Origin of the sequence: Ralstonia sp. Ralssp110, from assembly GCF_047325135.1 — a bacterium.
Lineage (GTDB): Bacteria > Pseudomonadota > Gammaproteobacteria > Burkholderiales > Burkholderiaceae > Ralstonia > Ralstonia mojiangensis.
Genome location: NZ_CP168610.1, coordinates 111,785 through 137,427 on the forward strand (window position 1 = coordinate 111,785; position 25,643 = coordinate 137,427).

General features: G+C 65.0%; 19 protein-coding genes. 10 read left to right on the forward strand and 9 right to left on the reverse strand.

The features are described from left to right. Window positions 1–141: 141 nt before the first annotated feature. A complete protein-coding gene (locus ACEN9T_RS09235) occupies window positions 142–840 on the forward strand; it encodes a response regulator (RefSeq protein ID WP_413707587.1) in 699 nt (232 codons plus the stop codon). 95 nt (window positions 841–935) lie between these two features. Here the strand turns inward: ACEN9T_RS09235 and ACEN9T_RS09240 are convergent, their stop codons facing one another. Beyond that, on the reverse strand, window positions 936–1,424 hold the full coding sequence (locus tag ACEN9T_RS09240) for a MarR family winged helix-turn-helix transcriptional regulator (protein ID WP_092976545.1): 489 nt from the start codon (window positions 1,422–1,424) through the stop codon (window positions 936–938). A gap of 270 nt (window positions 1,425–1,694) precedes the next feature. Here ACEN9T_RS09240 and ACEN9T_RS09245 point away from each other — a divergent pair, with 270 nt between their 5' ends. The 6 genes from ACEN9T_RS09245 (at window position 1,695) to ACEN9T_RS09270 (ending at window position 10,096) form a co-directional block, all read left to right on the forward strand. Next, window positions 1,695–2,483 carry an SDR family NAD(P)-dependent oxidoreductase gene (locus ACEN9T_RS09245; RefSeq protein ID WP_413707588.1) on the forward strand — a complete coding sequence of 263 codons (789 nt, stop codon included), beginning with the start codon at window positions 1,695–1,697 and terminating at the stop codon, window positions 2,481–2,483. Window positions 2,484–2,680: 197 nt separating this feature from the next. Then, window positions 2,681–2,908, forward strand: coding sequence for a hypothetical protein (locus ACEN9T_RS09250; protein WP_413707589.1), 228 nt, complete (start codon window positions 2,681–2,683; stop codon window positions 2,906–2,908). A 118-nt stretch (window positions 2,909–3,026) separates the two neighbouring features. Continuing rightward, the gene (locus ACEN9T_RS09255; RefSeq protein WP_413707590.1) at window positions 3,027–5,789 is read left to right on the forward strand and encodes a hypothetical protein; all 2,763 of its coding nucleotides are present in this window, start codon (window positions 3,027–3,029) and stop codon (window positions 5,787–5,789) included. Between the two features lie 120 nt (window positions 5,790–5,909). Then, window positions 5,910–7,898, forward strand: coding sequence for a Cache 3/Cache 2 fusion domain-containing protein (locus ACEN9T_RS09260; RefSeq protein ID WP_413707591.1), 1,989 nt, complete (start codon window positions 5,910–5,912; stop codon window positions 7,896–7,898). Between the two features lie 113 nt (window positions 7,899–8,011). After that, a complete protein-coding gene (locus tag ACEN9T_RS09265; RefSeq protein WP_413707592.1) occupies window positions 8,012–8,623 on the forward strand; it encodes a response regulator in 612 nt (203 codons plus the stop codon). Window positions 8,624–9,016: 393 nt separating this feature from the next. Beyond that, the gene (locus tag ACEN9T_RS09270; protein WP_092976534.1) at window positions 9,017–10,096 is read left to right on the forward strand and encodes a porin; all 1,080 of its coding nucleotides are present in this window, start codon (window positions 9,017–9,019) and stop codon (window positions 10,094–10,096) included. Window positions 10,097–10,176: 80 nt separating this feature from the next. On the opposite strand, the gene ACEN9T_RS09275 is transcribed toward ACEN9T_RS09270, so the two are convergent. The 3 genes from ACEN9T_RS09275 to ACEN9T_RS09285 form a co-directional block, all read right to left on the reverse strand. Beyond that, a complete protein-coding gene (locus ACEN9T_RS09275; protein ID WP_092976531.1) occupies window positions 10,177–10,989 on the reverse strand; it encodes a ferritin-like domain-containing protein in 813 nt (270 codons plus the stop codon). 194 nt (window positions 10,990–11,183) lie between these two features. Next, complete coding sequence (locus ACEN9T_RS09280) at window positions 11,184–12,419, reverse strand: MFS transporter (protein WP_413707593.1); 1,236 nt, start codon at window positions 12,417–12,419, stop codon at window positions 11,184–11,186. 95 nt (window positions 12,420–12,514) lie between these two features. Continuing rightward, window positions 12,515–13,270 (reverse strand): Crp/Fnr family transcriptional regulator, encoded by a 756-nt coding sequence (locus tag ACEN9T_RS09285; RefSeq protein ID WP_413707594.1) that lies wholly within the window; start codon window positions 13,268–13,270, stop codon window positions 12,515–12,517. Between the two features lie 103 nt (window positions 13,271–13,373). Here ACEN9T_RS09285 and ACEN9T_RS09290 point away from each other — a divergent pair, with 103 nt between their 5' ends. Beyond that, complete coding sequence (locus ACEN9T_RS09290; RefSeq protein WP_413707595.1) at window positions 13,374–14,003, forward strand: HD domain-containing protein; 630 nt, start codon at window positions 13,374–13,376, stop codon at window positions 14,001–14,003. 9 nt (window positions 14,004–14,012) lie between these two features. Here ACEN9T_RS09290 and ACEN9T_RS09295 read toward each other — a convergent pair whose 3' ends face one another. Together ACEN9T_RS09295 and adhP are read right to left on the reverse strand one after the other, a co-directional pair. After that, window positions 14,013–15,008 (reverse strand): 2-hydroxyacid dehydrogenase, encoded by a 996-nt coding sequence (locus ACEN9T_RS09295; protein WP_413707596.1) that lies wholly within the window; start codon window positions 15,006–15,008, stop codon window positions 14,013–14,015. Between the two features lie 59 nt (window positions 15,009–15,067). Further along, on the reverse strand, window positions 15,068–16,090 hold the full coding sequence (gene adhP / locus ACEN9T_RS09300; protein ID WP_413707597.1) for an alcohol dehydrogenase AdhP: 1,023 nt from the start codon (window positions 16,088–16,090) through the stop codon (window positions 15,068–15,070). 147 nt (window positions 16,091–16,237) lie between these two features. Between adhP and sbcB the strand changes: the two genes are divergently transcribed. Next, window positions 16,238–17,677: an exodeoxyribonuclease I gene (sbcB, locus tag ACEN9T_RS09305; protein WP_413707598.1), complete on the forward strand. Its 1,440-nt coding sequence runs from the start codon at window positions 16,238–16,240 to the stop codon at window positions 17,675–17,677. A 69-nt stretch (window positions 17,678–17,746) separates the two neighbouring features. Here sbcB and ACEN9T_RS09310 read toward each other — a convergent pair whose 3' ends face one another. Continuing rightward, the gene (locus tag ACEN9T_RS09310) at window positions 17,747–21,307 is read right to left on the reverse strand and encodes an indolepyruvate ferredoxin oxidoreductase family protein (protein WP_413707599.1); all 3,561 of its coding nucleotides are present in this window, start codon (window positions 21,305–21,307) and stop codon (window positions 17,747–17,749) included. A 297-nt stretch (window positions 21,308–21,604) separates the two neighbouring features. Then, the gene (locus ACEN9T_RS09315) at window positions 21,605–23,074 is read right to left on the reverse strand and encodes a PLP-dependent aminotransferase family protein (RefSeq protein WP_413707600.1); all 1,470 of its coding nucleotides are present in this window, start codon (window positions 23,072–23,074) and stop codon (window positions 21,605–21,607) included. 92 nt (window positions 23,075–23,166) lie between these two features. Between ACEN9T_RS09315 and ACEN9T_RS09320 the strand changes: the two genes are divergently transcribed. After that, window positions 23,167–23,850 (forward strand): pyridoxamine 5'-phosphate oxidase family protein, encoded by a 684-nt coding sequence (locus ACEN9T_RS09320; RefSeq protein WP_413707601.1) that lies wholly within the window; start codon window positions 23,167–23,169, stop codon window positions 23,848–23,850. Window positions 23,851–24,421: 571 nt separating this feature from the next. Here the strand turns inward: ACEN9T_RS09320 and gspF are convergent. Further along, on the reverse strand, window positions 24,422–25,633 hold the full coding sequence (gene gspF, locus ACEN9T_RS09325) for a type II secretion system inner membrane protein GspF (protein ID WP_413707602.1): 1,212 nt from the start codon (window positions 25,631–25,633) through the stop codon (window positions 24,422–24,424). Window positions 25,634–25,643: the final 10 nt, after the last annotated feature.

The following is a 25,643-nucleotide window of genomic DNA, read 5'->3' on the forward strand; positions in this document are numbered from 1 at the left end:
CCCTCGCAACCCTGGGCATCGATGTAGCCCGGTTCAGGTCGGGCAATGAAGACATTAATATGTGAGCCGTTTGGCTGTGCCATGCCCCTTCAAGCGAGCCTGCGCAGTCATGCAAAACAAGTCGAATAGGAACCTGCCAACATGAATTGGACCGCAACCCGACCGATCCGCGTGATCGTGCTCGATGACCATGCGGTTGTCCGACATGGTCTGGCTGCGCGCCTGAAACAGGAAGCCGACATCGAGGTTTCCGGGATGTTTGCCTCGGGCCGCGAAATCGTGCGGGCACTCCAGGACGCCACCGTCGAGGTGGACGTCCTGCTGATGGACTACTCGCTCGGACCGACCGAGATCGATGGGCTGAACCTGATCCGCCTGATTCGCGTGCGCTACCCGGACTTGAAGATCCTGGTGGCCTCGGCGCATCACAACAAGGCGACGGTGGGCATGGTCATGCATGCCGGTGCGCGCGGGTTTGTCGGCAAGGAAGAGGAATTGTCGGAACTGGTGCGCGCCATTCGCACCGTGGCCGCGGGCGGCAAGCGCCTGAATGCCGCCCTGGCGGCCGAGATGGAGCACGATGCGCTTTCCGCCGATGCGCCCGCGCCCGCCGCCAATGGCACCAAGCTGTCGGCGCTACTCGATCGCTCCGAACTCAGCCCGCGCGAGCGCGAAGTGCTGCGCTGCTGCCTCGACGGCATGTCGGTCACGGACATTGCCGAGAAATTCGCGCGCAGCATCAAGACCATCAGCTCGCAAAAGCAATCCGCCTTTCGCAAGCTGGGTATCCGTACCGATACCGAACTGTTCAAGATCAAGCACGAGCTTGAGGGGCAGTAAGCGCTGAGCGGCGCCCCACACCCCACGCCCGAGCAACCCCTCCAGGCCGACAACGCCGTCGGCTCAGAATACCGAACCGCGAACGCCTGAGTTGGTCAGGCGTTGTGCAGTACGCGCAGCAGCAGGTTCTCCAACTGCTTGACCTCGGCTTGCGAGAACCCGCGCAGCAGGTGGTTCAGCACGTCGATGATCAGCGGCCGGATCTCCGGATACAGCGCGCGGCCCTGCTCGGTGAGCGAGACCACCACCGAGCGACGATCTGCATCACTGGGCGCACGCTTGACGATGTTCTTCTTCTCCAGCCGATCGATCAATCGCGTCATCGCGCCCGGATCGTAGTGCAGCAGGCGCGATAGCTCGGCTGGCGTGGTGGCCAGGTCTTCGGCCAGATAGATGACGACCGTCCACTGCGCGGCCGTCAGGTCCAGCGATGACAGGGCACTGTCGATGTGCGTCACCAACGCGTGTCGGACCCGATGCACGAGTCGACCGATGTTGGTATCGCGGTCCATGGTGTCAAGCTGGTAGGCGCCTTCACTGGTGCTGGTGTCGGCGGCCTCAGGTGTCTGTACGTCGATGCTCATGGTGGTGCTCCCCGTTCTGCCGGTGATCCGGCTTGTAAGGCGCGCCGCGTTCCCGTAACGCTGGCGTGCTTCATTGCACACTAATCGTCGCTTGCCCAGGCCGTCAAGCCGGGATCGATACCGACGCAGATCGTCAAATCTCGTTGGATACCGCTGCAAAACGATTGCGGCTGCCAAGGGGCGGGGTGGTTCGTATCATGGTTGAAACGCCGCCGCCGAACCATGTGGCGTGGTGTGCTCCTCCTCCTCCATATTCCTTTTTTGAACGCCATGAACCTCCACCTTCAGAACAAGCTCGCACTCGTGACCGGCTCTACCAAGGGCATCGGTCATGCCATTGCTGTAGCACTGGCCGCCGAAGGCGCCCGCGTGATCGTCAACGGCCGCACCCAAACGTCTGTTGACGACGCGATTGCGCGCCTGCGCACCGAAGTGCCCGACGCCCAGGTCGAGGGCTTTGCCGGTGACCTGTCCAACCCGCAGCAGACGGAAGTGCTGCTCGGCCGCTTTCCCAAGGTCGACATCCTCATCAACAACCTCGGCATCTTCGACCCCAAGCCGTTTGAGGAAATCGATGACGCCGAATGGCAGCACTTCTTCAACGTGAACGTGCTGAGCGGCGCGCGTCTGTCCCGCGCGTATCTGCCTGGTATGCGCGCCCAGAACTGGGGCCGCATCGTGTTCATCAGCAGCGAGAGCGGCGTGCAGATCCCGGTGGAGATGATCCACTACGGCGTCACGAAGACTGCGCTGCTGGGCCTCTCGCGCGGGTTGGCCGAGCTGACTGCGGGCACGGCCATCACGGTGAATGCTGTGCTGCCGGGGCCGACGCGTTCCGAAGGCGTGGACGAGTTTGTCGAGAAGCTCTCCGGCGGCCAGAGCTTCGAAGCGTTCGAGAAGACTTTCTTCGAGACGGCGCGGCCGACCTCGCTCATCAAGCGGTTTGCCAGCACGCAGGAGGTGGCCAACCTGGTTGCCTATGTGGCGAGCCCGCTGTCGTCAGCCACCACGGGCGCCGCGCTGCGCGTGGATGGCGGCGTGGTGAAGTCGGCGTTCTAGAACGTCAGCCCTGACGAACGCACCATTCCGGCGCGCGGCCCCGGCTTTTACGCTGGCCGTGTCGCTGGCGCATGCCGGCGGGACAAGCCGGCAGCGCGTCTGTTCGCCCGTATCGTTGAGAACGCAGACCAGCCAGACCGAGCGTGTCCTCGCCCGTGCGCTGGCGGCATTCCTTCCACATCTTCGGAGTGATTGCCATGTCCCACTGCAAAGTCTACGGAACCAAACCTGACAACGGCCCGGGCCTGCTCGCGGCCCAAGCCGCTCGCGATCGCGTCAACACGGCCCATGCCGCCTGGGCCGTCACGCTGGCCTACGACAGCGGCACGACAACTGCTGTCTACACCTCCGCAGTCGCCACAGCCGACAACCTGGAGAAGGCGTTCGAAGCGGAATTCCCGCAGTACACGGTGGTCGGCTACTGAGCTGGGTACCGCCCGCCATGCGCGCCGCGGTGCCCAGGCGGGCACGCTGTGGCCACAAACATTGCAATCGGACGGCTGCCCGACACAATAAAAGTCGGATCGACTTTCGAGGATCGGGATGCAGGGCAGGAAGGTGGTGGGCAGCAAATGGATGGTGCGATGGGCGACATGGCTGGGGGTCGCTGCGTTGGCGTTCGGCGTTGCGACGGTTCGTGCACAGCAGCCGCTGACAACGCCCGCGCCTGCTGGTCCCCAGATCGCCTTCTACTACGGCCGCGATGTCCCCGTGGCTGAACTGCAAGCCTTCGACTGGGTTGTGCTGGACCCCGCCACGGCTGGCAGTTTCGATCCGAAGCAACCATCGCCCACGCTTTGGTTCGCTCGCGTAGATTTGACGCGGCAGACCGATGCGATGCGCTCAAGCGCCTGGCCTGCCAATGTGATCGACCAGGTTTTTGCGCCGCTGCTCGCGCAAGGCTATGCGGGCTTCCTGCTGGATGGGCTGGACGCGCTCCAGCGCAGCGCGCCCGATGCGGGCAACGGTATCGCGACACTGGCCCAGGCCCTGCACGCCCGCGCGCCGCAGACCAAGCTGCTGGCCGGTGGCACGGCTTGGCTCGAAACGCTCGCACCGCAGTTGTCCGGCGTGGTGACGGCAAGCCTGGTGCGTGAGCGCACCGGCGGCGAGGGCTTGCAGGATGTGGCCGATGCCGACCGCACTGCGCGCATCGCCACGCTGCGCAACATCGGCGCGCAGTACCACCTGCCCGCGGTGGCGCTCGATTACTGCCCCAACTACAACCGGGCCTGTCTGCGCGAGACCGCCAACGTGGCGCGTGCAGCGGGCGTCAGCAGCTACGCGACCACGCCGGCCGTCGACTTTATCGGTATCGGTCGGCTGGAAGTGATGCCGCGCCGCATCCTGCTGGTCGAGCCGCAGGAGCCCGGCACCAGCACCAACACCGCGCCGTCGGTGCTTTATCTGGCCATGCCGATCAACTATCTCGGCTATCGCGTCGAATTCGCCGACGCCAACAAGCCGTTGCCGGCCGTCACGCCCGATCGCTATGCGGGCGTCGTCACGTGGTTCGATGGCAACGCACCGCGGCCGAGCGCATGGGCGTCGTGGCTTCGGCGGACGATGGGCGCCGGCGTGCGTGTGGCGATGTTCAACCAGTTCGGGCTGAACATGGATGCGCCCACAGCGCAGATGTTCGATCTGCAAGCCGTGCCCGGCACGCCGGCGGGGCCCCTTGCCGTGGCCTCGCGCGATCCGATCATGGGCTTCGAGTTGCAGCCCCATCCTGATCGGCGGATGGCCGTGGGGGTGCAGGTCGATTCCAGCGTGGCGGGGGCGCAGTCGTTGCTGCGGCTGTCGGCCGGCAGTTACGCCTACGATGCGGCGGCCATCATGCCGTGGGGTGGTTATGTGCTGCAGCCGTTTGGTGTGTTTCGCATGCCCGATGTCGACCAGGCGCGCTGGGTGGTCCAGCCGCTCGATTTTCTGCGCCGTGCGTTGCAGCTGCCCGCCATGCCCGTGCCCGACACCACGACGGAGAACGGCCGCCGGCTGATGACCGTGCATATCGACGGCGACGGATTTGCCTCTCGCACCGAATTCCCGCCGAGCGAGTTTTCCGGCCAGGCGCTGCTGCGCGAGGTCCTGGACCGTTACAAGGTGCCGACCACCGTGTCCATCATCGAGGGCGAAGTGGCGGCCGACGGCGTGTACCCGAAGCTCACGCCGCAACTTGAGCCAATCGCGCGGACCCTCTTTGCGCAGCCCTACGTGGAACTGGCCAGCCACACGTTCTCGCATCCGTTCAACTGGCTGCGCACCACGAACCCGCCCGATCCGGCCTCCGCCGCAACGCCCGAAGGCAGCGACACGTCCTTCTCGTTGAAGATTCCCAATTACCGCTTCAGTTTCGACCGCGAGATCGCCGGCTCCATCCAGTACATCAACACGAAGCTGGCGCCGCCAGGCAAGCGCGTGACGGTGCTGCTGTGGAGCGGCAACGGCCAAGTGCCGCCGATTGCCGTGCAAAAGACGGTCGAAGCCGGTGTGCTGAACATGAACGGCGGCGACACCTACATCACGCGCTCCAACCCGAGCTGGACGGCCGTGGCGCCGCTTGGCGTGGACAAAGGCGATGGCCTCTTCCAGGTATTTGCGCCCGACCAGAACGAGAACATCTACACCAACCTCTGGCACGGCCCGTATTACGGGTTCTCGCGGGCCATCGAAACGTTCGAACTGACCGACAAGCCTTATCGCTTCAAGCCGATCGGCATTTACTACCACATGTATTCGGGCACCAAGCTGGCTTCGCTCACCGCCTTGCGGCAGGTGTACGACTGGGCGGTCGCCCAGCCGGTCATGCCGATCTACGCGTCGGACTACATCCGCAAGGTGCTCGACTTCCGCGCCATCGCGATTGCGCGTGACGGCGATGCCTGGGTCGTGCGCGGCAATGGCGATCTGCGCACCGTGCGCTGGGCCGGCCCCGGTGTGCCGCGTCTTGCGGATGCGCGCGACGTGGCTGGCTACGCTGCGGGCCCGGGCGGCACCTACGTCCACTTGACCAGTGGCTCGGCGCGCTTCGCCCTGAACAGCGCCGCGCCAACGCAGCCTTACGTGCGCGATGCCAGCGGCCGGCTCTCGAACTGGCAACGCAGTGTGGATGGCCGCTCGCTGTCGGTCGATGTTGCCGGCTATACGCGACCGTTCATCCGCTTTGCCAACGCAGCCCGTTGCCGCGCCACGGTGGACGGCCGCGACGTGGGCGCCGCGCGCGGGGCTGATTGGCGCATCGAACTTGGCGCCGGCAACCCCGCCAAGCTCACGCCTCAGCATGTCGAGCTGACCTGCGACCGTTGACGTCCGGGATTGCAGACAGATGTCTGGTTTGCCGGACAAAGCGGTTTGTAAAACGTTTGCGCTCAAGCTTTTGCGGGTCGATCCGTTGTTAACTCGACTGACGACCCCAGGAAAAAAAGCATGAGAGCGTCTGCGCCCCTATCTGAAGTTTCACAATCCCCCGCGAGCCTTGGCACCCGGCTGGCCTTGATCGGCCTGATCGCCCTGGTTGCGGTGTTCGGCATGTTTGCCCTGGCGAACTCGCAATCGAGCCTGCGCATGCTTGAGGCCAATACGCAGTCGGCCATGCACAACCAGGAGGCGGCCATGCGCGACATGATCGGCCTGTTCGACGGCACCATGCGCACCGAGGCCGATCGCTTCCTGACCGCTTTTGCCGACGCCGCGCCAGGCCCCTACAGCGTGGACCCGGCGCAGACCGTGGAAGTGGCCGGCAAGCCGACGCCCACCTTCAAGAGCGGTGACACGGTACTGAACCTCAACTTCACCGTGCCCGACAAGTTCTTCGCGCGCACCGGCGGCACGATTGCCACCGTGTTTGCCCGCACCGGCGACGACTTCGTCCGCGTGACTACCTCGCTCAAGAAGGAAAACGGCGAACGCGCGATCGGCACGCTGCTCGACCGCGCCCATCCGAGCTACAAGGCGCTGATGGCCGGCGAGCCGTTCCGCGGCCTGGCGTGGCTGTTTGGCGTGCCCTACATGAGCAAGTACGAACCCGTGCGCGATGCGTCGGGCAAGGTGATCGGCGCGCTGTATGTTGGTGTGGACGTGCGCTCGGAACTGGCGCTGCTCAAGGACAAGATCCGCTCGCACGGCATCGGCAAGACGGGTGGCTACTTCGTCATCGACGGCAAGCCCGGCACCGATCAGGGCAAAGTGCTGATCGACCACACGCAAGACCGCGAAGGCAAGAACCTGCTCGACGCCAAGGACGCCGCCGGCCAGGCCTGGGTGCGCGAAATGATCGCGCGCAAGGACGGCACGCTGCGTCATACGCTGGCCGACACGGAAGGCGGCACCGCGCGCGAGCGCCTGACCGTCTTCACGCAATACCCCGATTGGCAGCTGGTGATTGCCGGCACGGCTTACGTGGATGAACTCAACGCCGATCTGGTGGCCGCCCGCAACCGGTTCCTGCTGCTGGGGCTGGCGCTCGGCGCTCTGCTGGCGGGCGGCTTGTACTGGATGCTGCGCCGTGCCGTGAGCGCGCCGCTGGCCGAGGTGGTGAACGTCGCGCAGCGTGTGGCTGCGGGTGATCTCACGCACCGCCTGCCCGCCACGCGCCGCGATGAGATCGGCCAGGTCATGCGTGCTGTCAACGGCGTCGGCGACGGCCTTTCGGGCATCGTCGACAAGGTGCGCGCCAGCGCCTCGACCATCGCGTCGAGCACTGGCCAGATCGCTGCCGGCAATGCCGATCTTTCCGCGCGCACCGAAGCGCAGGCCGGCAACCTTGAGCGCACCGCATCGAGCATCGAGCAACTGGCCGCCACCGTGCGCCAGAACGCCGAGAGCGCCCACCATGCGCACGACATGGTGCAGTCCGCCAGCGAGGCGGCCAATGCCGGCGGGCAGACGGTCGAGCGGCTGGTCGGCACCATGTCGGGCATTCACGCCACGGCGCAGAAGATCGCCGACATCACCGGCATCATCGACGGCATCGCGTTTCAGACGAACATCCTGGCGCTGAACGCCGCCGTCGAAGCCGCCCGCGCAGGCGAACAGGGCCGCGGCTTTGCCGTCGTGGCCGGCGAGGTGCGCAGCCTCGCCCAGCGCAGCGCCGCCGCCGCCAAGGAGATCAAGGAGTTGATCAGTCGCTCGGTCGAAGAAGTGCAGGCCGGCAACGAGGCCGCCCGCGGCGCCGGCGATGCCATGCAGGACATCGTGACGCGCGTGGAGCGCATCGCCGGTCTGATGGGCGAGATCAGCCACGCGTCGCGCGAGCAGTCGCAAGGCATCGAAGAGGTCAACCACGCGGTCACGTCGATGGACGAGGTGACGCAGCAGAACGCTGCGCTGGTCGAAGAAGCGGCCGCCGCCGCTGAAAGCCTGCGCCAACAGGCCCAGGAACTGCGCGGCGCGGTGGACGTGTTTCGGCTCGCCTGAGCCGGCAAGATGTCATGAATTGATGACGTGGCGTTGCAATCGGTACAAGGTTTGACGGGCAATCGTGCAAACCTGTACCGCGCGGAACCTGGCCCGCCCGGGGGACTCGCAGCATGGAACCCGCTCAGGCATCGCTCTCCATGTCCCCCGCAGATCCAGTCTTCCATTCCGTCGTCGCGATCGACGACCATCCGATCGTTCTTGAATCCATCCAGGCGCTGCTCGCCGGGTCGCCGCAGTTGCAGCTTGTGGCGACGGCGGCTGACGGCGCACGGGGGCTGCAGCTGATTCGTACGGCGCGCCCGAAGCTCGCCATCGTCGACATCAATCTGCCCAGCCTGGACGGTCTCGAACTTGTGCGCCGCGTGCGCGCGCAGCGCCACGACATCGGCCTGGTGGTCACGTCTGCCCAGACCACGGGCAACGAAGCGCGGCTCGCCTTCCTGGCGGGCGCCAACGCCTACGTGCCGAAATCTGAAGCGACATCCGCGTTGACGGCGGCATTGCTGCTGGCGGCGCGCGGCTACCTCTCGTTCCCTGCTTCCGCGATGGGGGCAGCGGAAGGCGCTGGCCTCGCCACGCTCACCCAGCGCGAAATGCGCGTGAACCAACTGCTGGCCGAAGGCCATCGAAACACCGAGATCGCCAAGCGCCTGGGGATCTCGCCCAAGACGGTGTCCACCTTCAAGCACCGCATCTCCAGGAAGGTCGGACTCCCCGGCTGACTGATCGGCAAAGTTCACGGGCAAAAAAAGAGACCGCTGTTTAGGGCGGTCTCTTAAAGTCGATATGAAGCTGTGGAACTGTTATTCACGCTTCGGGGTGAATCATAGTCGAAAAGAAGTGCGCCTTAATCTTTAATTTTTATCATCGACTGGATGACTTTGTGGGTTTAATGGATTACTTCGTGTAAGGCATCGGATTGCCTTCTCGTAAGTCATGCTTACGGCTGTCTGCGTGCGGTCGCAGAGCATTGATTTATATGAACAATTTCGTCATCAATGCTTAGGTTTCATATTTACCACAGGCTATTTTTGAAAGTTCTGAATACGAGAAGTCGGAATACATAATGGCCGCCGATCGCAAATACCCGCGATAGTTTTTTTAAGGAAAACGATATGAAGATCAAGCTGTTTGCGGCCGCCGCTGCCGCTCTGGTTTCGGCTGGCGCATTCGCTCAATCGAGCGTGACGATGTACGGCGTGGTCGACGCTGGCGTCGAGTGGGTGAACAAGGCGCCGGGTAACGGCGGTTCTCGCGGTGCACTGCAGTCGGGCGGTATGTCCGGTTCGCGCTGGGGCCTGCGCGGCGCTGAAGACCTGGGCGGCGGCCTGAAGGGTATCTTCAACCTGGAAAGCGGTTTCAGTATTGATGACGGCAAGATGGGCCAGGGCGATCGTCTGTTCGGCCGTAACGCCTACGTCGGGTTGGAAGGCCAGTGGGGCCGACTGACCCTGGGTCGCCAGCAGAACCTGCTGTACGACTTCGCGCTGCAATACGACCCGATGGCAGTTTCGCGCTATTCGCTGGCTTCGCAGGACGCTGCCATGGCGGGGCGCGCAGACAACGCGGTGAAATACATGGGTACGTTCGGTGGCCTGACCGCTTCGGCGCTGTACTCGACGCGCAACGATGGCCAGGAGATTGCCGGCGCGAGCAAGCTGGGCCGCGAGTGGAGCGTTGGACTGAACTACGCGAATGGCCCGTTCTCCGTGGGTGCCGTGTATGACCAAATGAATGGGAATACGGACGTGCCCGCGGACTACGGCATTGCTTCCGACCTCAAGGTGCAACGCGCCACCATCGGGGGCACGTACGTTTATGGCCCGGCCAAGCTCTACGCGGGTTATCGTTGGCTCAATGCGACCCATCCGCTTGCATCCGAATCCGTACTGCGTTCGAACCTGTACTGGCTGGGCGCAGGCTACCAAGTGACGCCGGCTCTGGCGTTGACCGGTACGGCCTACTACCAGAACTTCAAGACCACCGGCGCCGGCAATCCCTGGCTGTTTGTCCTGAGCGGCGACTATGCGCTGTCCAAGCGCACCGACGCCTATCTGAACGTGGCTTACGCCAAGAACAGCAGCAATGCAGCTTTGCCGCTCGGTGTCGCTGGCCTCGGCGATGTGTTCACCAGCGCTGACGGCAGCAGCAACAACCAAATGGGTGCCATGGTCGGTATCCGCCACAAGTTCTAATCGGCATTCTGTCGGCTAGATATAGAAAACCCGGGCTTCAACCCGGGTTTTTTGTTGGCGCCTCCTTTGCGCGCCGCGTTCTAGTGCAGGATCACCCGCCGCACCACGGCCACCAGGGGCGGCCGAATCGAGCGCTCGAACCCCGGGCGCAGGCGCAAGGGCTTGAGCAGCATCTTGGCCGCCATATCCAGCGGCAGATAAGAGCGCACCAACGCGCTGACGCGCGAGTTCAGTGCGCGGACATCGGCTTCGGGCACGTCCTCCTGCCCGCGCTCGATGCGCAGCACATTGCGCAGGGCGATCATCGAATCTTCATTCTTGATTTCACGCAGGCGTGAGGCGAGCGCCTTGAGCACGCGTGCGCGGCCGACGCCTTCGCTCGCGTTGCACTCGTTGAAGAAACGCAGGAAGTGTTTGTAATGTCGGACTTCATCGGCCGAGATGCGGCTGGCGAGGTCGCGCAGCACCGGTTCATCGGCTTCAGCCGCGGCTTGGGCGATGGCCCGATAGAAAGTGGCAGTGCCCATTTCGACGACGCAGCGCGCGACCATTTCCAACGCCTGCGTGGGCTCGAACTGGTCGACCGAACAGGTGACCGAGTATTCCTCGAAGAAGCGTGCGTAGCCGCGCTCCCAGTCGAACTCGGGCCAGACGGTTTCAACGTAGCGGCGCAATGCACGGCCGTGCTGAAGCTCTTCGCGTTCCCAGTGGTGGATCAGCCAGTGCGCGGTTTCGGGGCGATCGGCGTAGTACTGAGCGAGGTTGCCGGCATAGAGGTCGGAGCCGCTCTCCACAAACGACGCACTGGCAACGAGGTAGAACAGCGTGCCGTTTTCGCGTACGCGTGCTACGTCGATGCTGCCGTAAGCGATCTCCTGGACCGACCACGGCATGCGCTCGCTCTCAGATGTTTCCACATGAACCTGTGACAAGGCGCTTCCTCCGTAGGCAGTCTCGCAAAAAGCGGGCCGCCCTTGCTATGAGAATGAAACATCACGTCCTATGTTTCAAGACAGATGTGCGCTTGCAAAGGTTCCTAAAAGCAATTTTCTGCGTGGAAAGTGGTGAATGCGTCATGGCGATTGGGTCACCTCGGTACGCGACGCAGCGGTAGGTACGTGGCGTTTTGCGCGTGCCGCAAACCATAGGCGAAAGCCGCGAGTGCGATGAGGGCCGCCCCAACCATCGCCCATTCGACTGCTGCATAGCCACCGCTGGCCCGCCAGAGCAGTGCGCCCAGCCATGGGGCGCTGGCCTGCGCCAGCAGCACGGGCGTCATCATCAGGCCATTGAGCGTGGCGTACTGGTTGCGCGAAACCAGCTCCGGCATCGCAATCGCGCGGACCATCGTGTTGATGCCGTTGGCTGCCCCGTAGACGAGCGCAAATACGATCAGCAGCGGCCCGCTCGACAGCGCCAGCAAGACGAGCGCTGCGGCCATGGCGCCGTACGTCCACGGTGCAATGCGCACCGGATGCGCCGGGCGCGACCGCATCATGGCCAGCCGCCCGAGCACCTGGGCGGGGCCGATGAGCGCCGCGATCAGCAACTGGCGACTGGTCGGCACGCCTTTCTCCGTCAACAGCGGAATCAGGTGCGCCCCGAGCACGGTGGCGATCAGGCTGGTGGCCACGAAGGCCAGCACCACCGCCCAGAACACCGGCAAGCGCAACACCATGCGCCATGCCGAGGCATGCACCGCTGCTGCGGGGTCAAGCGCTGCTGCAGGGGCGAGCATGGGCGGCCGCACGCGCAGGCGCGCATGGATCGGCAGGCAGATCAGCACATGGGCCAGCGCAAAAAGCTGCAGCGTGTGCCGCCAGCCAAGATGTTCCACGCCCCATTGCGCGAGCGGAATGCTCAGCGTGCTGGAGAACCCCGCAATCAACGTGAGGCCAATGATCGGGCGCTGATACGCATCGCCAAACGCTTGGCGAAGCACGACGAAGGCCGGATCGTAGAGCGTGGTGGCCATCGCCAGGCCCATCGGCAGCCAGAGCAGCAGGAAGGCCGCCTCGTTCGAGACGAAGGACCAAGCCACCAGGCCGCTCGCCGCCAGCACGGTACCTGCGCCCATCACACGGCGCGCAGGCCAGCGGTCCAGCGCGCGCCCAACCCAGAACGAGCACAGCGCCCACACCAGCAGCCCGAGTGAAAACCCGCCCGCCAAAAACGGCCGCGCCCACCCGAGCGTGTCGTGCATCGGCGCCAGAAACACGGTGAAGGTGAAGTACAGCGTGCCCCACGAGACCATCTGCGCGAGGCCGAGCAGCAACACAAGGCGCCGGCCCTCGGGCGAGCCGGGCGAGAACATGGGGTTCATGGGGGTGGGAGTGGTGGAGGCGGGCAGATCTGCGCGGCAACGATTCATTCTATCGGCGCAGGCTGCGGCGCGCGTACCCCCTGCGCAGGGCGTGCTCAGGAAGCGTGGCCGTCGATCAGCATCCGCAAAGCTGCCGTGTCGACGACTTCCACCGTCCGGTAATGGCAGCGGATCCAGCCCGCGCGCTGCCACGCTTGCAGGTACTTGGAAATCGTCTGCCGCGAGCGTGCCAGCATGCGGCCCAGCTCTTCATTGCTGGCGGCGACGGTGCGGCCATCGCCGGCGCGGGCGAGCTGCAGCAGCCGTTGGGCGAGCCGCGCATCGGCGGGCATTTCGCTGGCGTGCTCGAACTCGTCAAAGATCAGGCGGATGCGCTGGCAGAGCTGCTGCATCAGCGCCCACATGCCGGCCGGATAGGCCGACACCACGCGCGCAAACGCCGCGCTGCCCAGCAGGATGAGCGTGGTCGGCCCCTGGGCATGGGCGCTGTGCGTGCGGCCGCCGCCGTCAATGAGCGCGATCTCGCCAAACCATTCGCCCGCGCGCAGCACGCCATAGACCAGTTCGCTGCCGCCGTCGGTCGTCCGGCTGATTCGCACGCGGCCGCGCACGATCAGGAACATGCCCTGCGCCGGGCCGCCGTGCGGGTGGATGCATTCACCGTCAGGGTAGGTGACCAGGCGCGCGGTGGGTGCGATTTCGGCCAGCAGATCGGCGGGGGCGTCGCGCAGCCAGCCTTGCGCGAGCTGTGCTGGCGTGGGCGCGGCGGCGGTGTGGGTGGCGTCTGCGGGCATGGCGGCAGGATGCGGCGAGGGCGGTCCGATCATTGTCAAACGCTTGACAGTCTGCATGCAAGCGCCGGGCAGAGAATGGCCCGCTAGCCGCGCACTCAGCCATTAAGAAATACGACGCGGCACCGACGCGACCATTCCGGCGACGAAGGAGACACCCCCAATGACCGATTCCCAACACACCGCTCCGCGCGCAACGTTTTCCCATATGGAGCACGGCACGCGCGAGGACTGGGCCGCCATCTCGGCCGAGTTCATGCCCTATGCCCGCGCGCTGCCCGACCGGGTGCTCGCGCACCTGAAGCTGCTCGACGGTGATTGCGGCGGCTTTCCGATCGACCGTCTCGCGCACTCACTGCAGACGGCCACGCTCGCCCACCGCGACGGGCGGGACGAGGAATACGTCGTGTGCGCGCTGTTGCACGACATTGGCGACACGCTGGGCAGCTTCAACCACCCGGACATCGCCGCGGCCATCCTCAAGCCGTTCGTGAGCCCGGAAAACCTGTGGATGGTCGAGAAGCACGGCATCTTCCAGGGCTACTACTTCTTCCACCATCTGGGGCTCGACCGCAACCTGCGCGAGCAGTACCGCAGCCAGCCCGAGCTGTTCGAGCGCACCGCCGAGTTCTGCGCCAAATACGACGCCGCGGCCTTCATGCCGGATTACGACAACCTGCCGCTGTCGTTCTTCGAGCCGATGGTGCGGCGCGTGCTGGCCAAGCCACGCAACTCTATCTACGTGAGGGAAGGCGAGAGCGAACTGTCGCAGCCGAAAGCCGCGGCAGCGTGATGTGCCGGCCTAGGCCTTCACCACATTGACGGGCGCGCCAGCCACCCAGGCCGCCACGTTAGCGAGCGTGGTGTCGGCAATGCCCGCGAGCGCCTCGCGCGTGAAGAACGCCTGATGTGCGGTCACGATGACGTTGGGAAAGCTCAGCAGCCGCGCCAGCACGTCATCCTGCAGCACATCGGCGGAGCGGTCTTCGAAGAACAGATCCGCCTCTTCCTCGTACACGTCCAGCCCGAGGTGGCCGAGCTGGCCGGTCTTGAGGGCGTCGATCAGCGCGGGGCTGTCGACCAGGCCGCCGCGGCTGGTGTTGATGAGCATCGCGCCCGGCTTCATGCTGGCCAGAGCGTTGGCGTCGATCAGGTGGTGGGTGCCGGTGTTGAGGGGACAGTGCAGGCTGACGATATCCGCCTGCGCCAGCAAATCAGGCAGCGGCACGTAGCGCACGCCCAGCGCCGTCAGCGAGGCCTGCGGAAACGGATCGAATGCCAGCAACTGGCATCCAAAGCCCGCCATGATCCGCGCGAACACCTGCCCGATCTGTCCGGTGCCGATCACGCCGACGGTCTTGCCCGCCAGGTCGAAGCCCAGCAATCCATCCAATGAGAAATCGCCTTCGCGCGTGCGATTGCAGGCACGGTGCAGGCGCCGGTTGAGCGTTAGGATCATGCCAACCGCATGTTCGGCCACCGCGTGCGGCGAATAGGCCGGCACGCGCACCACCGTCAGCCCCAGGCGCTGTGCGGCCGGCAGATCGACGTGGTTGAAGCCTGCCGAGCGCAGCGCGATCAGGCGCGTGCCGCCCGCTGCCAACGCTTCGAGCACTTCCGCGTTGAGCGCGTCGTTCACGAATGGGCACACCACTTCAAAGCCCGCTGCGAGGGACGCCGTTTGCGCGTCAAGGTGCGCGCGCTGGAAAACGAGGTCGAAGCTGTGGCCGCCGCGCGCCAGGGAGGCGCGGAAGCTGTCTTCGTCGTAACGGTGGCTGCTGAAAAAGAGGACGCGCATGGCGGTGGGGTAAGCGGACGTGATGCCTGCAGCTTACTCGCACCGCCCGGTGGCGGCACTCAGAGCGTCAGGACGATGCGGCCATCCACCTTGCCGGCCTTCAGATCGGCGAACACCTGGTTGATGTTGTCGAGCTTGTCGCGGTGAATGTGGGCGCGTACCAGCCCCTCGGCAGCAAACTCCAGGGACTCTTGCAGATCACGCCGCGTGCCGACAATCGAACCGCGCACCGTGATGCCATTGAGCACCGTGGAGAAGATCGGCAACGGAAAATCGCCCGGCGGCAGCCCATTGAGCGAGATCGTCCCGCCGCGCCGCACCATGCCCAGCGCTTGTGCAAAGGCACTGCGCGACACCGCCGTCACGAGCACGCCGTGCACACCGCCGATCTCTTTCTGAATCACGGCCGCGGGGTCCTGCTGCGAGGCATCGACGACGAGCTTGGCCCCCAACTCGCGTGCCAGCGCGAGCTTGTCCGGCGCCACGTCTACCGCCACCACGTGCAGGCCCATGGCGATCGCATACTGCACCGCCACGTGTCCCAGCCCGCCGATGCCGGAAATGGCGATCCACTGTCCGGGCCGCGTATCCGTCATGCGGATGCCCTTGTAGACCGTCACCCCCGCGCAGAGGATCGGTGCGATTTCTTCGAAACTGACCTGCGCGGGCAGGTGGCCGACGTAGTTCGGATCGGCCAGTACGTATTCGGCATAGCCGCCGTTGACGGAGTAGCCGGTGTTCTGCTGCTCGTGGCAGAGGGTTTCCCAGCCGCTCAGGCAGTGCTCGCAGTGGCCACAGGCGGTGTAGAGCCAGGGCACACCCACACGGTCGCCTTCCTTGACGGCGGTGACGCCTTCGCCCACCGCCGCCACATAGCCGACCCCTTCGTGCCCGGGGATGAACGGCAAGCTTGGTTTGACGGGCCAGTCGCCCTCCGCGGCGTGCAGGTCCGTATGGCAGACGCCCGAGGCCGCGATCTTCACAAGAATCTGCCCGCGCCCAGGTGTGGGAACCGGCACTTCCTCAATGCGCAAGGGTTCGCCAAACGCGTGGACAACCGCAGCTTTCATCGACTGGGCCATGAGACATCTCCTGGTTGGGGGGAGATACCAGTCTGGTCGACGCCTGCCCGGTGCGGGTTGATGTGAGTCAACCGCCAGGGCGACCGAGCGGGATCGGCAACACTGTTAGCATGCCGGCATCTTCAGTCTTTAAAACGAGCCGCTGCCTTGCCCGTCACTCCCACCTTCCTCTGGCACGACTACGAAACCTTCGGCGCCGTGCCGCGCCGTGATCGCCCAGCGCAGTTTGCCGGCATCCGCACCGATGCCGAACTGAACGAAATCGGCGAGCCGGTCGAACTGTTCTGCCAGCCGTCCAACGACTGGCTGCCCGATCCGGTGTCGTGCCTCATCACCGGCATCACGCCGCAGCAGTGCGCCCGGCAGGGCATTCCGGAATACCGGTTCGCGCAGGCCATCGAGCGCGAACTCGGCACGCCCGGCACCATCGGCGTCGGCTACAACACCATCCGTTTCGACGATGAGGTGACGCGCCACCTGTTCTGGCGCAACCTGATCGACCCGTACGCACGCGAGTGGCAGAACGAATGCGGGCGCTGGGATCTGCTCGACGTGGTGCGCACCACCTGGGCGCTGCGCCCCGATGGCATCCAATGGCCAAAGCACGAAGACGGCAGGCCGAGCTTCAAGCTGGAGCATCTGTCCAAAGCCAACGGCTTGGTGCACGAGGCGGCGCACGACGCGGTGTCGGATGTGCGGGCGACGATTGCGCTGGCCCGCCTCATTCGCAACGCGCAGCCGCGCCTGTTTGATTTTTGTCTGGCGCTGCGCAAGAAAGACCGCGTGGTGGCCGAGATCGGCGATGCGCCGCGGCCGCTGCTGCACATTTCCGGCATGTACGGCGTGGAGCGCGGCTGCATGGCCGTGGTGTGGCCGCTGGGCGGTCATCCGACCAACAAGAACGAACTGATCGTCTGGGACCTGGCATTCGACCCGTCCGAGCTGTTCCATATGGATGTGGCGACGCTCCGCGAGCGCATGTTCACGCGCACGGCCGATCTGGTCGAAGGCACCACGCGCCTGCCGATCAAGTCGATCCACATCAACAAGTCGCCCATCGTCATCAGCAACATGAAGACGCTGCAGCCCGCCCAGGCGGAACGCTGGGGCATCGACTTCGCCACGATTGAACGCCACGCCGCCATCGCGCAGGGGGCGCCGGACATGCGCGACACGTGGCGCCAGGTGTACGCCCGTGAGCTGGAGCCCATCGAGGACGTGGACCAGAACCTCTACGGCGGCTTCGTCGGCAATGACGACCGTCGCACGCTCAACGAGCTGCGCACGCTCAGCGGCGAACAACTTGCCAACCTGCATCCGGATTTTTCCGATGCGCGTCTGCCCGAACTGCTGTTCCGCTACCGGGCACGCAACTTTCCCGATACGTTGAACGAAGAGGAATACGAGCACTGGGAGCAACTGCGCGCCGAGCGGCTGTTTGAAGGGCGTGATGGCTATATGACCTTCGAGCTCTTCGCCGAGCGGCTTCAACAGCTGGGTGCGGAAGCCACCGAGAAAGGCGACGCGCGCGCGCAGAGCATCCTGCAGGACCTGTACGACTACGCACAGCAGATCGTGCCGGGCTGACGCGCCGGACGCACGCAAAGAAGAACGGAGGCCGAAGCCTCCGTTTTTTCATGGTGATGCGAACGCCCGTCAGGCAGCGCGCTGGGCCGCCGCCGGATCGCGCCACTGTGCCAGCAGCTTGTTCCAGCGGATGCGAGCAGCCGCCAGGTTGGCGTCCTTCACATGGCCGAAGCCGCGGATGTCCTCCGGCAGGCGGGCCAGTTCCAGGGCCTGAGCCAGCTTGTCAGCGGTCAGTCCCTTCACCAGCTCATCGACCAGTGCTCGGTATTCGCCGATCAGCGCGCGCTCGGTGCGGCGCTCTTCGGTCTTGCCGAAGATGTCGAACGCCGTGCCGCGCAGGCCCTTGAACTTGGCGAGCAGCTTGAAGACGCGCATCGTGTTCGGACCGAAGCGTTGCTTGACCAGGTGCCCCTTCTCGTCACGCTTGGCAATCATGGGCGGCGCAAGCCAGAAGTTGAGCTGGTAGTCGCGGCCGGGCTCGCCTTCGAACTGCGCGCGCAGCTTGTCGAGGAATGCCGGGTCGGTGTACAGGCGAGCGACTTCGTATTCGTCCTTGTACGCCATCAGCTTCGACAGGTTGCGCACCACAGCTTCCGTGAACGCCAGCGGTTGGCCGGCACCCACCACGGCAGCTTCCGCTGCACGCACGCGTTCCACCACCGCGCGGAACTCAGCGGCATACGCTGCGTTCTGGTACGCGGTCAGCAGATCAACGCGGCGGGCGATCAGCGTGTCCAGCGAAGGCAGGGCGATGACGTCGGCTTTGGCACGCGGCGCATCGCCGGCGAGCTTGAGCACCGCATCGCGGTCTTGCGCGAGGTGGCGGCCCCATTCGAACGCGGTCTTGTTCTTCTCGACGGCCACGCCGTTGAGTTCGATCGCGCGGATGAGCGCGTCGTGCGTCAGCGGAACCCAGCCCTTCTGCCATGCAAAGCCCAGCACCAGCGGGTTGGTGAAGATGGCGTCGCCCAGCAGGCGCACGGCCAGCGTGTTGGCGTCTTCAAATGCGCAGGCATCGCCGACGGCCGCGCGGATGTCCGCCTCGGCCGAGCTGCCCGGGAAGCGCCAGTTCGGGTTCTTGATGAAGTCGGCCGTGGGCGATGCCGTGCTGTTGATGATGGCGCGCGTCTGGCCGTGCTGCACCTTCGACAGCACTTCGTCCGACGCCGAGACAATCGCGTCGCAGCCGATCACGAGGTCCGCCTCGCCCATGGCGATGCGCGTGGCGTGAATCGAATCCGGACGCTCGCCGATCTGCACGTGCGAGAGCACGGCGCCGCCTTTCTGCGCGAGGCCCGCCATGTCGAGCACGGTCACGCCCTTGCCTTCGATGTGCGCGGCCATGCCGAGCAGGCCACCGATGGTGACCACGCCCGTACCGCCCACCCCGGTCACCAGCACGCCATACGCGCGTTGGATGGCAGGCAGCTCAGGATGCGGCAGCAGCGGCAGGCCTTCCATCGACACGCCGTGCGATTCCGGCTTGCGCACCTGCGCACCTTCAGCCGTCACGAAGCTCGGGCAGAACCCGTTCACGCACGAAAAGTCCTTGTTGCAGGACGACTGGTTGATCTTGCGCTTCGTGCCCAGCTCCGTTTCCAGCGGCTCGACCGACAGGCAGTTCGACTTGACCGAGCAATCGCCGCAGCCTTCGCACACCGCGTCGTTGATGAACGCACGGCGTGCCGGGTCGGCCATCGTGCCGCGCTTGCGACGACGACGCTTCTCGGTGGCGCAGGTCTGGTCGTAGATCAGCACGCTGGTGCCTTGCACCTCGCGCAGCTCGCGTTGAATCGCGTCAAGGCGGTCGCGGTGATGCACCGTCACGCCTTCGGGCAGTTTGATGGCAGCGTTGTACTTCTCGGGCTCGTCGGTCACGATGACGATGCGCGACGTGCCTTCGGCATACACCTGCGCGGCAATCTGTGGCACCGACAGCGGGCCGTCGACCGGCTGGCCGCCGGTCATGGCCACGGCATCGTTGTAGAGAATCTTGTAGGTGATGTTCACCTTGGCGGCGATCGATGCGCGAATCGCCAGCAGGCCCGAGTGGTAATACGTACCGTCGCCCAGGTTGGCGAACACGTGCTGATCGCCCGAGAACGGCATCTGGCCGATCCACGCCACGCCTTCGCCGCCCATCTGGCTGAAGGTGTCGGTGCGGCGGTCCATCCACACGGTCATGTAGTGGCAACCGATGCCGGCCAGCGCGCGCGAGCCTTCGGGCACGTTGGTCGACGTGTTGTGCGGGCAGCCCGAGCAGAACCACGGCTTGCGCTCGGCAGTAACGCGCGGCTTGGCGAGCGCCTTCTCTTTGGCGTCGATGATGGCGATGCGCGAGGCGATGCGTGCGCGCACGTCCGACGGCAGCTCGAACTTTTCCAGACGTGTGGCGATGGCGCGGGCGATCAGCGCAGGCGACAGCTCGTAGTGCGCCGGTAGGAGCCAGTTGGCCATCGGCACCGACCATTCGCCGCCGGCGTTGTCGCGCTCGTCAAACTTGCCGTACACGCGCGGGCGCACGTCGTCGCGGTAGTTGTACAGCTCTTCCTTCAGTTGGTATTCGAGGATCTGGCGCTTCTCTTCCACCACCAGGATCTCTTGCAGCCCTTCGGCAAAGGCCCGCGCGCCGTGCGCTTCCAGCGGCCACACGCAGCCGACCTTGTACAGGCGGATGCCGATGCGGCGGCAGGTTTCCTCATCGAGGCCGAGGTCGACCAGCGCCTGACGCACGTCGAGGTACGCCTTCCCGGCCGTCATGATGCCGAAGCGCGCCTGCGGCGAATCGAGCACCACGCGGTCGAGCTTGTTGGCACGCACGTAAGACAGGCCGGCGTACCACTTGTAGTCGAGCAGGCGCGCTTCCTGCACCAGCGGCGGATCGGGCCAGCGGATGTTCAGCCCGCCCTGCGGCATGACGAAATCTTCCGGCAGGATGATCTGCGCGCGGTGCGGATCGACATCCACCGAAGCTGACGATTCCACCACGTCCGTCACGCACTTCATCGAGACCCACAGGCCGGAGTAGCGGCTCATCGCCCAGCCATGCAGGCCGTAGTCGAGGTATTCCTGCACGTTGGACGGATACAGCACCGGAATGCCGGCCGCCTTGAAGACGTGTTCGGACTGGTGCGCCAGCGTGGACGACTTGGCGGCGTGGTCATCGCCCGCCAGAACCAGCACGCCGCCGTGCGCGGACGAGCCGGCCGAGTTGGCGTGCTTGAACACGTCGATCGTGCGGTCCACGCCCGGCCCCTTGCCGTACCACATGCCGAACACGCCGCTGAACTTCGCGTTCGGATACAGATTGACCTGCTGCGAGCCCCAGACCGCCGTGGCGGCCAGGTCTTCGTTGAGCCCCGCCTGGAAGACGATGTTGTGCCCCGCCAGATGCTTCTTGGCTTTCCACAGGGCCTGGTCCAGCGCACCCAGCGGCGAGCCGCGGTAGCCGGAGATGAAGCCCGCCGTGTTCAGCCCAGCGGCGCGGTCGCGCTCCTGCTGCAGCATCGGCAGACGCACCAGTGCCTGCGTGCCGCTGATGTAGATGCGGCCACGCTCAAGCGTGTACTTGTCGTCCAGGGAAACGGTTTCGAGCGCGCGGCGTAGCGCGTCGTTCAGAGGGGCATTCATGCGTGCTCCGGGTGGGTGTGTCGGGATCACCGACAGCAGGTCTCTTTTGGTGCCGCCTGCGCCGCTTCTTGTGGAAACTGGCAGACAGCCGTGGGTCGAGGCATCGTAGCATCGCGTGACATTCCGAACACCGTGCAACGCAGCAAGAATGGGGGTGGGTTTTCCCTTGGTTGTGGTGTCCGGTGCATGCATGCACAGCGCTGGACGACGGGGTTGCACCGGTTGTGCGGTGCATGCAACGTTTGCGGCAAAGCCGGCCGGGCAATGCGCTTTCGCGACGCACCGCCACGGTCGGAATCAATCCCCGAGGCGTTCGATGACTTCCCGCATGCGGACGACAAGCCCGTCCATTGCTTGGGCAGGCACGTTCCCATAGCCCAGCACCAGGCCGTTGTACTGCGCGGTGAAGGTTCCCGGCAGGCAGAAGCGCGAAAGCGGGCGCAGCACCATTCCGTGCTCGCGTGCGGCGCGGCTGACTTCGGTATCGCGCACCGGCGCGTCGAGCCGTGCCGAGAGGTGCATGCCGCCTGCGCCGCCCGACACCGTCACCACACCGTCGAGGTGCCGTTCGATGGCCGTCTGCAGCGCATCGCGGCGCTCGCCGTACAGACGACGCATGCGCCGCAGGTGCCGCGTGAAATGTCCCGCCTCGATGAACTCGGCCAGCGCGAGCTGCTCGGCTACGCGCCCGCGCAACATCAGCGCACCTGCCGTCTTTTTCAGCACGGGCGCCAGCGCGGGCGGCACCACCATATAGCCGAGGCGCAGTGCCGGGAAGAGCATCTTGCTGAACGTGCCGAGATAGATGACCGGCGCATCTTCGGTCAGGCCCTGCACGGCCGATAGCGGCGCACCCGTGTGGCGGAACTCGCTGTCGTAGTCGTCTTCGATGATCCACGCGCCGGCTGCGCGTGCGTGCTGGATGAGCGCGAGACGGCGCTCCAGACTCATCACCGCGCCCAATGGGTATTGGTGCGACGGTGTGATGTAGATGAGCTTGGGTGGCGTATCGTGCCAGTCTTCCTCGCGCGGGGCGAGGCCATCGGCGTCGACGCTGATCGGTACCAGTCGCATGTCTGCGGCCTGCAAGGCGGCGCGCGCACCGTAGTAGCCGGGGTTTTCGATCCATGCGGTATCGCCCGCATCCGCGAGCGTACGGGCGCACATGTCGAGACTGTTCTGCGTGCCGTCGGTGATGAACACCTGCGACGCGTCGCAGCGCACGCCGCGCGAAACGCGCAGGTATTCCGCCACGGCCTGGCGCAGGGCGGCATTGCCTTCGACCGGGCCGTAGCCCATCTGCCCAGGTCCGATGCGACGCCATCCGCGTTCCATGCAGCGGCGCCATTGCGCCAGCGGGAATTCATCCAGTGCGGGCGTGCCGGGCAAGAAGGGCAGCAGGTCGTCCATGCCGCCGCGCGGGCGTTCGAGGTCTTTCACGCGGCGCGACAGCTGGCCCGGGGCTGCGGGCGCTTGCGCGGGCGTCTGCTGCAGGCCGACGCGCGCTACCACCGTGCCTTGCCGTCGGCTGAGCACAAAGCCCTCCGTGGCGAGTTGCTCGTAAGCGTAGAGCACCGAGTTGCGCGCGATGCCCAGCTCTTCGGCCAGCGTGCGCGATGGCGCCAGGCGCGTGCCTTCCTCGATCTGTCCGCTGAGGATGGCTGCACGCAGGCAGGCATATAGCCGATGCTGCTGTGATGCGCGGGCTACGCCCTCGCCGTGCATCGCGGTGCGTTCGTAGTTCGACAGCAGGACGCCGTAATCCATCGTGGCTCCAAGACTCTGCATTTTGGTGGGTCTATGCATGGTGCCACGGTTTTTTTATCGTCGGCATGTCGATTACGATTTCGGAGCCTTGCATGTCGAGCACAGAACCCACATCGCCCACCGCGCGCACCCGCGTGCGCCGCGTCGCGCACCGCGGCCATTACGACCGCACCACGCTGCATGCCATCCTCGACGAGGCCTACGTCTGCCACATCGCCTTCGCCGACGAGCATGGCGTGCATTGCATCCCGACCGCGTGCTGGCGCGAGGGCGATCACCTCTACATCCATGGTTCCAACGGCAGCCGCATGCTCAAGCTGGCCGGCAGCGGGGCGCAGGTCTGCGTGACTATCACGCACATCGATGGCTTGGTGCTGGCGCGCTCGGCGTTCAACCATTCGATGAACTATCGCTCGGCGGTCATCTATGGCGCGTTCGAAGTCGTGCCCGATGCGCAGAAGCCTGCGGTGCTCGATACCTTCATGGAAGTCCTCGCGCCGGGCCGTTCGCAACAGGCACGGCCCGGCAATACCAAGGAGCTTGCCGCCACGACCGTGCTGCGCATTCCGTTGGATGAGGCTGCGTGCAAAGTGCGCACGGGTGGTCCGAAGGACGATGCTGAGGACCTTGACCTGCCTGTGTGGGCTGGTGTGCTGCCGATGGCGCTGTTGCCGTTGCCGCCGGTGGTGGAGGCTGCGCCGGTGGGTACGCCGGATTATGTACAGGAGTGGAAGGACAGTGCTCGCGCGCCGGTGGGGGATGTGGCGATGTCGTGACGGCTGTGGGGTGCTGGTTGGTTTTGTTTTGGCCCTGATGGTCCATCTCCCTTTCGTTCCCTGCCGGGACCGACTTACTTTTCTTTGTCTTGCCAAAGAAAAGTAAGCAAAAGAAAGGCGCGCCCGAGATGGCGAAAGATTCCTTGAATTTGTGTAACCGTGCGGGGAAGGAGGCAAACTCGCTGCGCTCAGACAAGCCTCCTTCCTTGATCCGCCCGCTCACAAAAATTCAAGGCGCCATCAAGGGCTCAACGTCAAAAGAGAAAGGCCAACCCATCGTGCGGTTGGCCTTGTCGTTTGGGCGGGCGCCCCGAAGGTTTGGCTTTTGTCTTTTGACTTTGGTGCCCTAGATGGCGCCTTGAATTTCTGTTGCAGGGAGGAAAAAGAGGGGAGGCCTGTCTGAGCGCAGCGAGTTTGCCTCCCCTCCCTCCCTGCGACAGAAATTCAAGGGGAAGTCGCCATCTCGGGCGCGCCTTTCTTTGCTTACTTTCTTTGGCAAGACAAAGAAAGTGAGTCAGCCCCGGCAGGGGATGAAACAAGGGATGCACCAAAGCCCAAAAAACAAAACCCCTCAGTGCACCAGTTGGTTAATCTCGATGATCGGCATGAGCACAGCCAGCACGATCAACAGCACCACCACACCCATCGTCAAAATCAAAGCCGGCTCCAGCAAGCCCGTGAGGAACAACGTCCGACGCTCCAGCTCTTGAGCCTCGCCCTGCGCAGCCCGCTCCAACATCGCAGGCAGATTGCCCGTCGCCTCACCCGAACGAATCAAATGCACCAGCACAGGCGGAAACTGGTTCTGCGCCGCCAAAGCCCGCGCCAGCGAAGTCCCTTCCCGTACGCGTGTGGACGCATCCTCCACATTGGTCTTGAGCGCGACGTTGTTCAGCGTCTCCCCCGCCGCCTGCAAGCCCCGCAAGATCGGCACGCCGGCACTGGTGAGAATGGCCAGCGTGCTGGCAAACCGCGCGGTGTTGTAGCCGCGAACGAGCTTGCCGAACAGCGGCGCGGTCAGTAGCCACTTGTGCCACGACAACCGCAATGCCGGCTGCTTGAGCAGTTTGCGGATCAGCGCGCCGATCGCCACCAGAACGATCGCTGCGAGCCATCCCCAGTTCCGCACAAAATCCGACAGCCACAGCATGATGATCGTGAGTGTCGGCAGCTTCTGCTTCGTGTTGGCAAATACGCTCACCACCTGCGGCACCACGTATGACAGCAGGAAGATCACGATCGCAAACGCCACCACCGTTACGATGGCCGGATACGTGAATGCCAGCTTGATCTTAGAGGTCAGCGCGTTGCGGCTCTCGATGTAGTCCGCCAGGCGCGAGAGCACGAGGCCCAGGTTGCCCGAGTGTTCCCCCGCTGAAACGAGGGCGCGGTAGATGTCCGGAAAATCCTTCGGATGCTGCGCCAGTGCCACCGAGAGTGAGCTGCCGCCCACCACTTCTGCGCGGATGGCCGCGAGCAGCTCGCCGACGTACGCGCGTTCGGCCTGATCGGCCAGCGCGGCCAGCGCTTCATCGAGCGGCAGACCCGCCACCAGCAGGCTCGCGAGTTGGCGCGTGACGAGCGCGTTTTCCTGCGCCGAGAGCCGCTTGCCGAAGCTCGACCCGCCGCGCTTGGTGGCCTGCGCGCCCAGCGCGTCGACCAGCAGCGGCGTCAGCCCGCGCGCGCGCAGCAGCGTGCGCGCCTGGCGTGCGCTGTCGGCTTCGATGACACCCTTGTCGGTCTTGCCGGTGGCGTCGGCGGCTTCGTAGCGGAAGGCTGGCATGCGCTATTCG

Bases quoted from the DNA above. Each gene is read 5' to 3' on its own strand.
- ACEN9T_RS09235 (WP_413707587.1), top strand. From the start codon at position 142: ATGAATTGGACCGCAACCCGACCGATCCGCGTGATCGTGCTCGATGAC.
- ACEN9T_RS09240 (WP_092976545.1), bottom strand. From the start codon at position 1,424: ATGAGCATCGACGTACAGACACCTGAGGCCGCCGACACCAGCACCAGT.
- ACEN9T_RS09245 (WP_413707588.1), top strand. From the start codon at position 1,695: ATGAACCTCCACCTTCAGAACAAGCTCGCACTCGTGACCGGCTCTACC.
- ACEN9T_RS09250 (WP_413707589.1), top strand. From the start codon at position 2,681: ATGTCCCACTGCAAAGTCTACGGAACCAAACCTGACAACGGCCCGGGC.
- ACEN9T_RS09255 (WP_413707590.1), top strand. From the start codon at position 3,027: ATGCAGGGCAGGAAGGTGGTGGGCAGCAAATGGATGGTGCGATGGGCG.
- ACEN9T_RS09260 (WP_413707591.1), top strand. From the start codon at position 5,910: ATGAGAGCGTCTGCGCCCCTATCTGAAGTTTCACAATCCCCCGCGAGC.
- ACEN9T_RS09265 (WP_413707592.1), top strand. From the start codon at position 8,012: ATGGAACCCGCTCAGGCATCGCTCTCCATGTCCCCCGCAGATCCAGTC.
- ACEN9T_RS09270 (WP_092976534.1), top strand. From the start codon at position 9,017: ATGAAGATCAAGCTGTTTGCGGCCGCCGCTGCCGCTCTGGTTTCGGCT.
- ACEN9T_RS09275 (WP_092976531.1), bottom strand. From the start codon at position 10,989: ATGCCGTGGTCGGTCCAGGAGATCGCTTACGGCAGCATCGACGTAGCA.
- ACEN9T_RS09280 (WP_413707593.1), bottom strand. From the start codon at position 12,419: ATGAACCCCATGTTCTCGCCCGGCTCGCCCGAGGGCCGGCGCCTTGTG.
- ACEN9T_RS09285 (WP_413707594.1), bottom strand. From the start codon at position 13,270: ATGCAGACTGTCAAGCGTTTGACAATGATCGGACCGCCCTCGCCGCAT.
- ACEN9T_RS09290 (WP_413707595.1), top strand. From the start codon at position 13,374: ATGACCGATTCCCAACACACCGCTCCGCGCGCAACGTTTTCCCATATG.
- ACEN9T_RS09295 (WP_413707596.1), bottom strand. From the start codon at position 15,008: ATGCGCGTCCTCTTTTTCAGCAGCCACCGTTACGACGAAGACAGCTTC.
- adhP (WP_413707597.1), bottom strand. From the start codon at position 16,090: ATGGCCCAGTCGATGAAAGCTGCGGTTGTCCACGCGTTTGGCGAACCC.
- ACEN9T_RS09310 (WP_413707599.1), bottom strand. From the start codon at position 21,307: ATGAATGCCCCTCTGAACGACGCGCTACGCCGCGCGCTCGAAACCGTT.
- ACEN9T_RS09315 (WP_413707600.1), bottom strand. From the start codon at position 23,074: ATGGATTACGGCGTCCTGCTGTCGAACTACGAACGCACCGCGATGCAC.
- ACEN9T_RS09320 (WP_413707601.1), top strand. From the start codon at position 23,167: ATGTCGAGCACAGAACCCACATCGCCCACCGCGCGCACCCGCGTGCGC.
- gspF (WP_413707602.1), bottom strand. From the start codon at position 25,633: ATGCCAGCCTTCCGCTACGAAGCCGCCGACGCCACCGGCAAGACCGAC.